Origin of the sequence: Polaribacter sp. Hel_I_88 (assembly GCF_000687935.1) — a bacterium.
GTDB lineage: Bacteria > Bacteroidota > Bacteroidia > Flavobacteriales > Flavobacteriaceae > Polaribacter.
In genome coordinates, this window is the sequence record NZ_JHZZ01000001.1 from 81,164 (window position 1) to 95,383 (window position 14,220).

The 14,220-nt window shown below is 30.1% G+C and carries 15 protein-coding genes and 1 other RNA gene; 4 read left to right on the top strand and 12 right to left on the bottom strand.

Annotated features, from left to right (window positions below; translation table 11 throughout):
- Nucleotides 1–96 precede the first annotated feature (96 nt).
- On the bottom strand, nucleotides 97–966 hold the full coding sequence (purU, locus tag P161_RS0100375; RefSeq protein WP_026775123.1) for a formyltetrahydrofolate deformylase: 870 nt from the start codon (nucleotides 964–966) through the stop codon (nucleotides 97–99).
- Between the two features lie 107 nt (nucleotides 967–1,073).
- On the bottom strand, nucleotides 1,074–1,913 hold the full coding sequence (locus P161_RS0100380) for a 1,4-dihydroxy-2-naphthoyl-CoA synthase (protein WP_026775124.1): 840 nt from the start codon (nucleotides 1,911–1,913) through the stop codon (nucleotides 1,074–1,076).
- A gap of 68 nt (nucleotides 1,914–1,981) precedes the next feature.
- Here P161_RS0100380 and P161_RS0100385 point away from each other — a divergent pair, with 68 nt between their 5' ends.
- A complete protein-coding gene (locus P161_RS0100385) occupies nucleotides 1,982–3,139 on the top strand; it encodes a hypothetical protein (RefSeq protein ID WP_026775125.1) in 1,158 nt (385 codons plus the stop codon).
- A gap of 231 nt (nucleotides 3,140–3,370) precedes the next feature.
- Here P161_RS0100385 and P161_RS0100390 read toward each other — a convergent pair whose 3' ends face one another.
- The 4 genes from P161_RS0100390 to fsa form a co-directional block, all read right to left on the bottom strand.
- Nucleotides 3,371–4,060 (bottom strand): hypothetical protein, encoded by a 690-nt coding sequence (locus P161_RS0100390; RefSeq protein ID WP_155810395.1) that lies wholly within the window; start codon nucleotides 4,058–4,060, stop codon nucleotides 3,371–3,373.
- Between the two features lie 2 nt (nucleotides 4,061–4,062).
- Nucleotides 4,063–4,557, bottom strand: a complete 495-nt coding sequence (locus P161_RS0100395) for a hypothetical protein (RefSeq protein ID WP_051605622.1) — start codon at nucleotides 4,555–4,557, stop codon at nucleotides 4,063–4,065.
- Nucleotides 4,557–6,305 carry a 2-succinyl-5-enolpyruvyl-6-hydroxy-3-cyclohexene-1-carboxylic-acid synthase gene (menD, locus tag P161_RS0100400; protein ID WP_197026311.1) on the bottom strand — a complete coding sequence of 583 codons (1,749 nt, stop codon included), beginning with the start codon at nucleotides 6,303–6,305 and terminating at the stop codon, nucleotides 4,557–4,559. Before menD ends, P161_RS0100395 begins: the two co-directional genes overlap by 1 nt.
- Nucleotides 6,306–6,541: 236 nt before the next feature.
- Entirely contained in the window at nucleotides 6,542–7,195 is a 654-nt protein-coding gene (gene fsa, locus P161_RS0100405; protein WP_026775129.1) for a fructose-6-phosphate aldolase, read from the bottom strand.
- A 216-nt stretch (nucleotides 7,196–7,411) separates the two neighbouring features.
- Between fsa and P161_RS0100410 the strand changes: the two genes are divergently transcribed.
- Complete coding sequence (locus P161_RS0100410; RefSeq protein WP_155810397.1) at nucleotides 7,412–8,416, top strand: hypothetical protein; 1,005 nt, start codon at nucleotides 7,412–7,414, stop codon at nucleotides 8,414–8,416.
- 9 nt (nucleotides 8,417–8,425) lie between these two features.
- Here the strand turns inward: P161_RS0100410 and P161_RS0100415 are convergent, their stop codons facing one another.
- From P161_RS0100415 to ruvX, 6 genes are all read right to left on the bottom strand, one after another.
- Nucleotides 8,426–9,229 carry an SDR family oxidoreductase gene (locus P161_RS0100415; RefSeq protein WP_026775131.1) on the bottom strand — a complete coding sequence of 268 codons (804 nt, stop codon included), beginning with the start codon at nucleotides 9,227–9,229 and terminating at the stop codon, nucleotides 8,426–8,428.
- A 148-nt stretch (nucleotides 9,230–9,377) separates the two neighbouring features.
- Nucleotides 9,378–9,476, bottom strand: an RNA gene (ffs, locus tag P161_RS19265) — signal recognition particle sRNA small type.
- Between the two features lie 430 nt (nucleotides 9,477–9,906).
- Nucleotides 9,907–10,686: a nucleoside triphosphate pyrophosphohydrolase gene (gene mazG / locus P161_RS0100420; protein ID WP_026775132.1), complete on the bottom strand. Its 780-nt coding sequence runs from the start codon at nucleotides 10,684–10,686 to the stop codon at nucleotides 9,907–9,909.
- Nucleotides 10,687–10,828: 142 nt separating this feature from the next.
- Nucleotides 10,829–11,257 (bottom strand): DUF5606 domain-containing protein, encoded by a 429-nt coding sequence (locus P161_RS0100425; RefSeq protein WP_026775133.1) that lies wholly within the window; start codon nucleotides 11,255–11,257, stop codon nucleotides 10,829–10,831.
- Between the two features lie 98 nt (nucleotides 11,258–11,355).
- Entirely contained in the window at nucleotides 11,356–11,946 is a 591-nt protein-coding gene (gene def, locus P161_RS0100430; RefSeq protein ID WP_026775134.1) for a peptide deformylase, read from the bottom strand.
- A gap of 93 nt (nucleotides 11,947–12,039) precedes the next feature.
- The gene (gene ruvX / locus P161_RS0100435; protein ID WP_026775135.1) at nucleotides 12,040–12,453 is read right to left on the bottom strand and encodes a Holliday junction resolvase RuvX; all 414 of its coding nucleotides are present in this window, start codon (nucleotides 12,451–12,453) and stop codon (nucleotides 12,040–12,042) included.
- A 186-nt stretch (nucleotides 12,454–12,639) separates the two neighbouring features.
- Between ruvX and P161_RS0100440 the strand changes: the two genes are divergently transcribed.
- Entirely contained in the window at nucleotides 12,640–13,455 is an 816-nt protein-coding gene (locus P161_RS0100440) for a 2,3,4,5-tetrahydropyridine-2,6-dicarboxylate N-succinyltransferase (protein WP_026775136.1), read from the top strand.
- A 12-nt stretch (nucleotides 13,456–13,467) separates the two neighbouring features.
- A complete protein-coding gene (locus P161_RS0100445; protein WP_026775137.1) occupies nucleotides 13,468–14,217 on the top strand; it encodes a glycosyltransferase family 2 protein in 750 nt (249 codons plus the stop codon).
- Nucleotides 14,218–14,220: the final 3 nt, after the last annotated feature.

Sequence of the window (14,220 nt, forward strand, 5' to 3'; positions counted from 1 at the left end):
AATCTTCCCAAAGGGAAGAAACTATTATATTAGTATTATGTTTATTTTCATTTTATATCCACAAGATTGTTTTCCCCTTTGGGGAAATTAAAAGGGCTACTCCCCAGCTTCTGGGAATACAATAGCTCTATTTCCAGAAACAATTATTTGGTTGTTTAAATGACATTTTATAGCTCTTGCCAAGACTAACTTTTCTATATCTGCACCAATTCGTTTTAAAGTAGTTGGTGTACTTTCGTGCGAAACTGGCTTTACATCTTGCTCTATAATTGGACCTTCATCTAAATCTTCAGTGGCATAATGTGCAGTTGCTCCTATTAACTTCACGCCTCTTTCATAGGCTTTTTTATATGGATTTGCTCCTTGAAAAGCAGGTAAAAAAGAATGATGAATATTGATAATTTTCTCTGGATAATGATTGATAAATTCTGATGACAAAATTTGCATATATCTAGCCATTACAACCAAATCAATATTATTGGAATCTAGCAAATTAATAACCTGTGCTTCTTGATTTGTTTTTGTTTCTTTTATAACTGGTAAATGATAAAAAGGAACATCAAACATTTCTGCAATGTGCCTTAATTTATCGTGATTACTGATAATCATTTTTACATTACCATTTAAACTTCCTTCTTTAAAGCGCTCTAACAAATCATATAAATTATGACTTGTATGTGAAACCATTAATGCAACATTTTGTTTTTTATCACCATAATTTACAGACCAATCAAATTTTAGAGGTTCTGCCAACTCTAAAAAACTTTTTTCTAACTCGTTTTTAGAAATATTTGTGCCTTCTGCATTTAAACGAACTCGCATAAAATAGGTGTTTTCAATAGAGTTTACATATTGCTGACAACTTAAAATATTGAATCCTTTTTCATAAAAAAAACTGGTAATTTTTGCTACCAATCCTTTTTGATCTGGACATTTTATTAAAAAAGTTACTAGTTGTGATTTCATTCCCATCTTAATCTTCCCAAAGGGAAGAAACTGTTATGTTATTAATATTGTGTTTTGCTTTCTGTATCCTCAAGAATGTTTTCCCCTTTGGGGAAATTAAAAGAGGATTATGGTATCCATTTTTTAGGAAAATTTGGTTTTCTTTTTTCCAAAAACGCATCTCTTCCTTCTTTTGCTTCGTCTGTCATGTAAGCCAATCTTGTTGCTTCACCAGCAAAAACTTGTTGCCCAACCATACCATCATCTGTTAAATTCATGGCGAATTTTAGCATTTTTATAGACGTCGGACTTTTCTCTAAAATTTCTTGTGCCCATCCATAAGCTGTACTTTCTAATTCTTCATGAGGAATTACAGCATTTACCATGCCCATTTCGTACGCTTCTTGTGCAGAATAATTTCTTCCTAAAAAGAAAATTTCTCTGGCTCTTTTTTGTCCAACCATTTTTGCCAAATATGCAGATCCATAACCACCATCAAAAGAAGTTACATCTGCATCTGTTTGTTTAAAAATAGCGTTTTCTTTACTTGCTAATGTTAAATCGCAAACAACGTGTAAAGAATGTCCACCACCAACTGCCCAACCAGGAACCACTGCAATTACTGCTTTTGGCATAAAACGTATCAACCTTTGAACTTCTAAAATATTCAATCGATGATACCCATCTTCACCCACATATCCTTGATGACCTCTTGCTTTTTGATCTCCTCCAGAACAAAAAGAATAAATGCCATCTTTTGTACTTGGGCCTTCAGCAGATAATAAAACCACCCCAATATTCACATCTTCTCCTGCATCATAAAAAGCATCATACAATTCTTTGGTAGTTTTTGGTCTAAAAGCATTTCTAACATTGGGTCTGTTAAAAGCTATTCTTGCAACTCCATTGCATTTTTTATACGTAATATCTTCGTATTCTTTAACAGTTTTCCATTCGGGTTGTATCATATTTTTGTATTTTAGACGTTGTTAATTAAGAAAAAAGCTATTATCAGCAAAAATAAACAATCTAAGCTATGATTCAGAAAACACTCTCATTATTATTTATACTTTTTTCTTGTGTAGGATTTTCTCAAAAAACAATTCAACATTCTTTAGAATCTGACATTTTAGAAACCACAAGAAATATTAAAATTTATATTCCTGAAGGATATGAAAAAGATAGTATTAAAAATTATCCTTTGACAATTGTTTTAGAGGAGGAATTGCTCTTTGATATTTATGTAGGCAATTCAGTGTTATTTGCCAAAAAAGACAAAGCTCCCAAACAAATTGTAGTGGGTATTTCTATGGAAGATACAAAAGGACAAGATATTTCTTTCAATAGAAATACGGGTCAATTAACAACTACAGCCAGTAATTTTTACGAGTTTTTAAGAGACGAAGTTATTTTTTATATGGAAAGCAACTATAGAACATCGCCTTTTATTTCTTTGTTTGGTGAAGGATACTCTGCAAACTTAATTTCTCATTTTTTGAGAGAAGATGCTGCTTTTATCAATTCTTTTATTTGTATAAATCCTAGTTTTTCTGATTTTATTGGTGGTGAATTACAATCTTATAATTTAGATAAATTTAGCAAAAAGGACAATACTTTTTATTTTTACACCAATAATTCAACCTCTTTTTCAACTGATAAACAGCAAAAAATTGAGCAAATTCAGACAGCATTAAGTAGTGTGGAAATTAAAAATTTTAATATCATAAACGATGTAATTACAACCTCTAGTTCTATTTCTGCTGCAAGTGAAGCAATTCCAAGAGCAATGACTAAGATTTTTGAAATTTATTCACCAATTTCTGATGAAGAATTTAATGAAAAAGTAAAAGATTTGGCACCAAGTGATGCCATTTACTATGTAGAAAATAAATATTTAGAAATAGAATTTTTGTTTGGCACAAATTTAGGAATTAGAGAAAGAGATATTTTTGCAATTGAAAAAATTATCATCGAAAAAGAAAATGGCGACAAATTAAGAGATTTTGGCAAGATGATTTTAAAATTATATCCAACATCTCATTTAGGTGATTATTATATTGGTAGATATTATGAATCTGGAAAAATGTTTAAAAAAGCATTAAAACAATACAAAATAGGTTATGGAAAAATGGATCCTGCTGATCCTAATTCGGATGCTTTTTACGAGAATATATTAAGATTGGGAGGACAGTAAGGCCCCTTTAATTCCCCAAAGGGGAAAAATGTTTGCGGTTTTGTGTTTGTAGTAAAAAAAACAATGGTTAATGGTTAATGGTTAATGGTTAATGGTTAATGGTTAATGGTTAATGGTTAATGGTTAATGGTTAATGGTTAATGGTTAATGGTTAATGGTTAATGGTTAATGGTTAATGGTTAATGGTTAAACCTAAAAAATCAAGAAACATTATAAAAATTAAATGTGTAATTATTTTTTATTGAAAGGAACTCTCCAAGTAAAACCAGCACCAACAAAAAGTCCATCATTTTCACCAATTAAAGCATCTAGCTGAAAATTAGTATTGATTAAATAATAGTACCCAGCATCAAAATTAATTTGATCTGTATTGTTTAAAAATGTTCCGAAAGTTTCTACAAAAACACCCATTTTAGTATTTAGACTATAAGCCATATTAAATACATACAATGCATTATTTGTATTAAAATCATCATTTACATTGATTCCCAAATTGGCAGTATACGAAAGTTTATCCGTAAAAGAGCTTCCAAAAATATAGGTTAATTGTGTGTTTTTAGCATCTGCACCAAAATCATAAGATAGTTGTAAGCTAGATTTTGAATTGCTATCTACATTGCTTAATAAATATCTTGCTCCTATTGTAAAAGATGCTAAATCGCTTGCAAAGTTTTCTCCTGATAAAATGAACCCAGAATTTAGTTCTAATTTTTCTGAAAGTCCAAACCTAAAAAAAGAACTTGGTACATAAAGAGAATTATTTTCAAAAAAATCTATTCCTGTTTGGTTTTGAAAAACATTTTTACCAACCGTATTTACAGACAACGCTTGTCCTGGTCTGTCAGAAGCTAAAGATTCTGTAAACTGAGCTTTTACAGTAATCGAAAACAATACAAAACAAAGAAATACTATTTTTTTCATAGCTATTTTACCAATTCAATTCTGTCTTCTTTGATCACAATTAGCTTTTGTTTGTACAAATTACCAACTGCTTTTTTAAACGCTTTTTTACTCATTTTCATATGAAAACGAATTGCATCTGGAGAGCTTTTATCTGTCAATAATAAAAAACCTTCTCTACTATCTTTTAATTTGTTTAAAACTTTATCAACATCTGCATCTATAACATTTCTAAAACCTTGAGGACGCAAAGAAACATCAATTTTACCATCTTCTCTGATGTTTTTGATGTACCCAACAACTTCCATATTTTCTTCTAACTCCTGAAAAACTTCGCTTCTAAAAAGCAAACCATCAAATTCGTCGTTAATGCAAACTGTGTATCCTAAAGCTGTTTCGTTTTCAATCACTAAACTTACTTTATCTCCTTCTTTAAAATCATATTCGAATTGTTGAGAATCTTCTTGCTCATTATTTTCAAACTCTTGATGCTCGTTTTCTTCTTCGTGTAAATCCATTATTTTATATATTTAAAATAGTCTTTTAAAACTGAGTCGTTTTCTAAACTCGGTGTAAATATCTCTAAAATTTTTGGTTTTTCTGATGTTTCATAAAAACCTATCAATTCTTTTTTTACAGTTTCAGTAGAAAATGCTTGTTGATATTCAAATTGGTGCATTTTACACAAATGTTCTGCTGTTAAACAATGTGGAGTTTCAAAATACTTGGCTGCATTTGTTGTTCCTGGTCCAGGAATAATTTTAAAAATTCCTCCACCAGAATTATTCACTAAAATAATTCTAAAATTAGCAGGAATATTTTTATTCCAAAGTGCATTTGCATCGTAGAAAAAACTTAGATCGCCAGTAATAAAAATGGTTTGTTTTGTTGATGCAAAAGCGGCTCCAATTGCTGTACTTGTACTTCCATCAATACCACTTGTACCTCTATTACAAAAAATACTAATGCTATCTTTTACGCTAAACATTTGTACATATCTAATTACAGCACTGTTGCTAGATTGTACTTGGCAATTTTCTGGAACACTTGCTATAATTTGCTCATATACTTTTAAATCTGAATGTTTTATTTGTGATAAATATTCAGCATGTTTTTCTCTTCTTCGGTCTCTAATGGCTAACCATTTTGGCTGATAATCGCTTTCTTTTTTTGAAATAATTTTATTAAACTTCGAGAAAAAATCGACGGGTTTTGTTTGGATAAATTCTGTTAAACAGAAAAAAGTATTCATGGCTTTTTTCTCATCGATATTCCAATGATGTTTTGGTTGATAGCTTCTTAGAAATTTCTTGATTCTCTTGGAAACAATCATACCACCAAAAGTGATGAGAATATCTGGTTGCAATTCTCTAAACTCTTCATCTTCTAAAGAAAAAATTAATTGATCTATGGCATTAATGGCTTTTTCATGATGCAAGTTAGAGGTTGTTTCCGTTAATAAAATAACAGAATCATCTTCTGAATACAAATCCATTAATTTATGGAGTGCTGCATCTGGATAATTTACACCAACAACCAACATTTTTTTATTGGCCTTGTTCCAAATGTCTGCTAAACTGCTATAATTAATATGAGAATTATCTAAAGAACTTAAAGAAATATGTGGAAAATTAAAGTGTGCTAACTCACCAACAGTTTCGTACAAAGGCTCATCAAAAGGCACATTTATATGCACTGGACCTTGTTGAGAAACCGAAATTTGTAAGGCTTCTCCTATTAACTGAGCATTTCTGGTTTTATACTTTTCGCTTTCAATTAAGTTTGCCGAAAATAAAATATGATTTTCAAACACATTTTCTTGTCTGATGGTTTGTCCATCACCAATATCGATTAAGTGTTTTGGTCTGTCTGCAGAAATTACCACCAAAGGAATATTACTGTAAAAAGCTTCTGCAATTGCAGGATAATAATTTAACAACGCTGAACCAGAAGTACATAAAATTGCCACTGGTTTTTGGGTTTGCTGTGCAATTCCCAACGCAAAAAAAGCAGCACATCTTTCATCTACAATACTCAACGTTTCTATTGCTGGATGATTAGAAAACCCAATGGTAAGTGGCGCATTTCTTGATCCTGGAGAAATTACAACTGTAGCAATGTTAAATTGATGACAAGCTGCAATTACTTGTTGGGCTAACTCTTTTTGTGGAAAAGCCCCTTTTAATTTCCCCATTTCGTCTGCGCTCAATGCAGGCTTCTGGGAAAAACTATTGCTGGATAAAGTTTGCTTTTCTGTTTGTTTCATTCAGAAATGTTTTATTTCTAATTTTTATTTTTTTAACTAAAAACTCCAAACTTTTGCGAATTTGGAGTTCCTGTAATTTTGATGATGCTATTAATTAGCAAACAAGTTTAGCCCTGATTGAAACGACATCCTTTTTGCTTTTTCAGCAAAAAGATATAGTGGAAAGCAGGAAATAGCTCCAAATCATTATTATTAGTTTTGACTAAATACGAATAACCAATAACTAATAACTTTTTTTAGTTTCCTTTTTTATAATCCTCTAAAAACTTCGCCAAACCAATATCTGTTAAAGGGTGCTTTAAAAGCCCTTCAATAGCGCTTAAAGGCCCAGTCATAACATCAGATCCTAATTTTGCGCAATCGATAATGTGCATTGTATGACGCACTGAAGCTGCTAAAATTTGAGTTTCGAATCCGTAATTGTTATAAATATGACGAATTTCTGATATCAAATTTAAACCATCTGTAGAAATATCATCTAATCTACCAATAAATGGCGAAACATAGGTTGCTCCTGCTTTTGCTGCCAATAAAGCTTGCCCAGCAGAAAAAACTAACGTTACATTTGTTTTAATACCTTTAGATGAAAAGTATTTACACGCTTTAATTCCGTCTTTAATCATTGGTAATTTTACCACGATTTGCGGGTTTAAAGCAGCCAAAGCTTCCCCTTCTTTAACCATTCCATCAAAATCTGTAGCAATAACTTCTGCAGAAACATCTCCTTCTACCAACTCGCAAATTGCTTTATAATGATTAATGATATTGGTTTGCCCAGTAATGCCTTCTTTTGCCATTAAAGATGGGTTTGTGGTTACACCATCTAAAATTCCTAAAGCTTGCGCCTCTTTTATTTGCTCTAAATTTGCTGTGTCAATAAAAAATTTCATCTTTTAATATTTATATGTATGCTACAAAGATAATAAGTTTGGTTCTTTATCTTTTACATATTGATGACAAGTTTTTTAAAGTGAATTATATTTTACGTAATTTATAGTATTTCAAATTTTATTTAAACAAGGTTTAACAGAAAAAGTTTATCAACTTAATTTTAATCTTTTAATTTTGTAAAAATTATGACCCTTACTAGAAACATATTTACCCTTTTGATTTTTTTCAGCATTTTTTCATGTGAATCAAAAAAAGAAGAAATACCTCCTTTTAAAATTGATGAAAATGGGAAAATTATTTGTAATAATACAGCAACCTCAATAACAAAAGGTGATACTATTGTTGTTGAAAATGGCGAAAACTCTATTGTTTGGAAAGGAACCTACACTGAAACCTCTATACACATTAATTTTACAATTCCTATTGGTAGTAGTGGAGAAAGCGAACAATATAATTTTATTTTCGATAAAACTTCTGAGTGCCCAAAAATAGAACGTGCTTTTAAATTTTATAATGGAAATGATGATGATGTTTCTGCGGTTACAGAAATGGACGTTTTAGAATTTTACAATCATGCTTGGGAAAAAGACAAACAGTTTTCTGGTCTTTTAGTATATAAGGACCCTCATAACAAACAATTATTTTCTAGAAAATTTTGGTTAGATTTTACAGAAAGTGACAAAATCACAGAAAATACAAATTTTTCTTTTTTTGATGATTATTTTAATGGAAAACTACCCATTGATATTGACATGGATAAAAATGGTAGTATTGATTATAAAATGGTAGCCGAAGCAAAAAGAGATATTGGGAACACACCTCAATTTAATTCTTACACTATCAAATTAATTTCTACCAACGAAGATGAAAATTTAATTTTATCGCCTATTATTAGAAATGGACCTTACACTGTTATTTACGAAGCTCCTTTTAATTCTGAAAATAAAAGACAATATAACAATGATGTTAAAGATGCGTTGGATGTTTTTTATGAGTTTGATGCTCCTTATCAAAACTACAATTACTTTTTAGGCAATAATTTAACAAATAAAAATTTTCTAAGCAATAATAAAGAAGATTACTATATTATTAGAATGAATTTTGGTGATAAAAAATTTTATGGATGGATAAAGTTTGCCTACGATTCAGAAAACTACAATATTGAAATATTAGAAACTTTTTTAAATCCTATTGAAACCAAACATGTATATGTTGATTAAAATATAATGTTATAATTTATAGTGATTCATTAATATCTTTTCATACAACCTATCTGGTAAAATTCTTTTTAAAACAATAGAAAACTTCTCTAAAAGATTCCCAACTTTATAATGAATTTTAGGGTTTTTAGCATTGATTATTTTATAAACAGTTTTCGCCATTTCTATAGGATTCATTCCTCCAGTTACATCAGCATCAATAATATCTAAGTTGGTTTTATAATCTTCTCTATAAGCAGAATCCTCAAAAACTGGAGTGTGATATCTACCTTGAGCAATGTTTGTAGCAAAATCTCCAGGTGCAACACTTACCACTTTTATTCCAAACCCTTTAACCTCCATACTTGTAGCTTCAGTAACTAACTCTAAAGCGCCTTTAGTTGCAGAATACATTCCTCTAAAAGGTAACCCCATGTAGCCAGCAAAAGAAGTTACGTTTATAATAGTGCCAGATTTTTGCAAACGCATTTGAGGTAAAACCGTCTTTAAAACATCTATAGCTCCAAAAAAATTGGTGTCAAAAACAGCTTTCATTTCTTCTGAAGGAGTATCTTCAATGGGCCCAGTAATGCCCATTCCTGCATTGTTTACCAAAACATCTAATCGTCCTTCTTTATTAATAATAAAATTAACGGCATTTTTGATGGTTTCAATTTTTAAAACATCTAAAGCAATTAATTTAAAAGGATAATTTTCTATGTTTTTAGGTTTTCTACTTGTACCATAAACATGATATCCTTTTTCATGCAAAAAAGTAGCAATTCCTTTCCCTATTCCAGAGGAAGCTCCTGTAACCAGTATAACTTTGCTCATAAAAATTTAAGATTCAAGATTTAAAGTTTAAGATTCTACTAATATAGAATATTTAAGAATACAGAAATATATCAAAAAAGAAAAATATTAATCAATAAATGTTTTTTTGAAGTCCTTTCCTTTGGAAAGGATTTAGGATAGGAATAAAAAATGGCAAGCTACCTACATCACACTGCTACAACCTAATACCTTTGCTGTGTTCCCACCCTGGAGGATTCAAAGGGAGCTAGTTGTGTAGGACTTGCCACTGCAAATTTACAACAGATTTTTATTTTATCCATAAAAAATTGTATAATTTTTGTAAGATTTTTAATGATTTGATACTGAAATAGATGTTGCTTTTAATTAGCGTAAAACTATTGATTCTACTGATAAATATGTAAATTTTAGATAAAATTATTCCTCAAAAAATGATTCAGAAATATTTTTATCTGACAAAAGATTATGAAAGAATCTAAATTTTTCACAAAACTCTAAAAAGAATTAATATTCCGTCCTTCTAAGGCTTAAGAGCGCTTGTAGAATAAAATGCTATTAATATTTCATCCCTTTGAGATTTTTCAGCTCTGTAAGAGGGAAAGATTAATAATAAAATATATTGTAAAAACTAAGAAGCTCCATAGGAGCGAAATTCAATTAAAGATTATGAATTAAATTGTAGTTGAAAAGGATTGTTTTTAAGAAAAGTACTTTTTACTTTCATTCCAATACACATCCATTTCTGTTAAGGACATATCTGAAAGTTCTTTCCCTTCTTTTTTGGCAGCTTTTTCTAAATACTGAAATCTATTAATGAATTTTTTGTTTGTTTTTTCCAAGGCATTTTCAGGATTCACACCTATAAAGCGTGCGTAATTGATCATGGAAAATAAAACATCGCCAAATTCTTTTTCGGTGTTTTCTTTATTTCCTGCTTTAACTTCTTCATTTAATTCTGTAAGTTCTTCTTGTACTTTTTCCCAAACTTGTTCTGGCTTTTCCCAATCGAAACCAACTCCTGCAACTTTTTCTTGAATTCTACTTGCTTTTATAACTGCAGGCAAACTTTTTGGCACTCCTTCTAATACAGATGTTTTACCTTCTTTTAGTTTTAATTGTTCCCAATTGCGCTTTACTTCTGTCTCGTCTTTCACTTTTACATCACCATAAATATGAGGATGTCTGCTAATTAATTTATCAGAAATACTATTGGCAACATCAGCAATATCAAAAGCTTTTTTTTCACTTCCTATTTTTGCATAAAAAACAATATGTAATAAAACATCACCTAATTCCTTTTTAATTTCTGGCAAGTCATTATCAAGAATTGCATCTGCCAACTCATAGGTTTCCTCAATGGTTAAATGACGTAAACTTTCTAGAGTTTGTTTTTTATCCCAAGGACATTTTTCTCTGAGATCGTCCATAATATCTAACAAACGATTAAAAGCGGAAAGTTGTTCTTTTCTTGAGTTCATAATAAATTGAGTATAAATAAAAATTCTACAAAACTATGTTAAGCTTTGTAGAATAATTATAGTTGTATTTCTAGATTTTTGTTGATGTTAGCAAATTGAAAATTATGAATGCCAAGTGCAACTGCTAACTGATTACTTTTTTTTAAGCCTCTTTTTCAGCATTTTCTTCAGCAGCAACTTCCTCAGTTTTTGTAAAATCAAAACCAGCTTCAATTAACAAATTAAACCACTGAATTACTTTTTTAATGTTAGAAGAATACACTCTCTCAGCATCGTAATTTGGTAAAACTTCTTCGAAAAAAGAGGCTAATTTTTTACCACTTTCTTTATGAGAAATTGCTTCTTTACCTTCTGTTTTTGCTGCCATAGCTTTAAAAACTTCTAACAAAGGCATATCTTCTTCGTAGGTATAAATCGCAATATTCTCTAACATACTCACATTTTGTGTAGCATTAATTGCCAATCTTTTTTTATCGGTTAAAGATTCTACAATAATTGCATTTTTTGATTGTGATACTACTTGAAATAAACCAGGTTTACCAGTTACTGAAATAATTTTACTAAATTCCATTTGTATATATTTTTATAAAGTGTCTTTTTTTGATTGTAATCGATAAGGTTTTAAATTTTATATTTAATTGATATTTTAATATAAAACATCAATAAAAATTATCTACCTTTTTTTAAGTTTGGGAAACGCATTCTATAATCCGCATTTATTTTCCCTTTAGAAATGTTTTCTAGTTTCTTTTTAATCAATCTTTTTTTAAGTGATGATATTTTGTCTGTAAACAAAACACCTTCTATATGGTCATATTCGTGCTGAAAAACTCTTGCTGCTAAACCTTCTAAAACCTCAGTATGCTTGTTAAAATCTTCATCTTGATATTCAATAGTTACTTTTGGCTGACGAAAAACGTCTTGACGAACATCTGGAATACTTAAACAGCCTTCGTTAAAAGACCATTCTTCTCCTTCTTCTTCTAAAATTTGTGCGTTGATAAAAACTTTATTAAAAGATTTTAGCGTTTCTCTGTCAGCTTCATCTAAATCTTCATCTTCTGCAAAAGGAGATGCATCAATTAAAAACAAACGAATTGCTTTGCCTATTTGAGGGGCAGCTAAACCAACACCAGAAGCATTGTACATGGTTTCTTTCATGTTTACAATTAGTTCTTTTAGGTTTGGATAATCTGCATCAATATCCTTACATTCCTTTCTAAGAACAGGATCTCCATAAGCTACAATTGGTAAAATCATTTTTTCTTTTTTTGTGGGTGCAAAAGTACAATTTACAATTCCGAAATCCGAATTTTTGAAATCGATTTTTTTTTAAAGAACGTATTCTTTCAATTAAATCGTATTATATAAATAAGATTGTAAAATAATAGTGGCGCTAATTTCATCTACCAACGCTTTATTTTTTCGTTGATTTTTTTTCAATCCACCATCAATCATGGTTTGAAAAGCCATTTTAGATGTAAAACGTTCATCTACTCTTTTTACAGGAACTTGAGGAATTTGTTTCGCTAATTTTGTAAGGAAAGGCAATATTAAAGCTTCACTTTCACTATCAGTATTATTCATTTGTTTTGGTTTGCCAACTAAAAAAAGTTCTACATTTTCTTTGCTTATGTATTCTTTTAAAAACTTGATCAATTCACCCGTTTTTACAGTCGTTAAACCAGATGCAATTATTTTTAATTCATCTGTAACTGCTATTCCTGTTCTTACTTTTCCAAAATCAATGGCTAAAATTCTTCCCAATTTAAATACTTTTTTGGCAAAAATAAAGTTTAAACTTTTAATAGGATACATTAAAGAGAATAAAATCAATCTATTAAAAAAACTAAGCCTAGTATTTTAAACAAACAAGCCATATCTGTTAAAAAAACGTATATTCGCCTTGGTTTTTGGCAATCAATTTATATTTGCAAAAATGAATTTATTAGAATGGAAGATATTAGAAAAATTATAGAATCGGCTTGGGAAAATCGTGATTTATTAAAAGAAGAAAACACGATAAACACAATTAGAAAAGTTGTTGATTTATTAGACAAAGGTGAGTTAAGAGTTGCAGAACCAACAACTGATGGTTGGCAAGTAAATGAATGGGTAAAAAAAGCAGTTGTTTTGTATTTCCCAATTCAAAAAATGGAAACGTTAGAAGCTGGTATTTTTGAATATCATGACAAAATTCCATTAAAGAAGAACTTTGCAGAAAGAGGAATTAGAGTTGTACCAAATGCAGTTGCAAGACATGGAGCTTATATTTCTGCTGGCACAATTTTAATGCCAAGTTACGTAAATATTGGTGCGTATGTAGATGAAGGAACCATGGTTGACACTTGGGCTACAGTAGGTTCTTGTGCACAAATTGGTAAAAATGTACATTTATCTGGTGGTGTTGGAATTGGTGGAGTTTTAGAACCATTACAAGCGGCTCCTGTAATTATAGAAGATGGTGCTTTTATTGGCTCTAGATGTATTGTTGTAGAAGGTGTTAGAGTAGAAAAAGAAGCTGTTTTAGGAGCAAATGTTGTGTTAACAATGAGTACTAAAATTATAGATGTTACTGGTGACGAACCTGTTGAAATGAAAGGAATTGTCCCTGCAAGATCTGTAGTAATTCCTGGAAGCTATACCAAGAAATTTGCTGCTGGAGAATACAATGTACCTTGTGCATTAATTATCGGAAAAAGAAAAGAAAGTACCAATAAAAAAACATCTTTAAACGACGCTCTACGTGAGTATGATGTTGCTGTTTAAAGATTAAATGCTATGACAAAAATTACTGCAATAATTCCTACTTTAAATGAAGAAATTCATATAGAAGAAGCTATAAAATCTGTTGGTTTTGCTGATGAAATTATTGTAATAGATTCATATAGCACAGATAGTACAGTTGCATTAGCTGAAAAATACAATGTAAAAATCATCAAGCGAAAGTTTGATGATTTTTCTTCTCAAAAAAACTTTGCGATTCAACAAGCTAAACATCCTTGGATTTATGTTTTGGATGCTGATGAAAGAGTAACTTCAGAAGTTAAAAGAGAAATTTTAGAAGCTGTACAAAACCCAAACAATTGTGTTGGTTTTTATGTGCGTAGAAGTTTTTATTTTGTTGGCAAGAACATCAATTACGGAGGTTGCCAAAGAGATAAAGTAATTCGACTTTTTTTGAAAGAAGAATGTATGTATAGAGGTATTGTTCATGAAAAAATTACTACAAATGGTAAATTAGGATTTTTCAAGCATAAAATTGAACATTATTCTTATAAAAATTATGATCATTATATTTCTAAAATGAATCACTATGGTGCTTTAAGAGCAAAGCAATATTTTGATGAAGGAAAAACAGTTAATTTATATCATATTCTAATAAAACCACCTGCAAGATTTTTTATTCATTATTTTTTAAGACTAGGCTTTTTAGATGGTTTTCCTGGTTATATTTTTGCAAAAACCCAAGCTTATGGAGTTTATGTTAGGTACGTAAAACTCTGGCTTTTAAACAGAAACGTGAAGTAAATC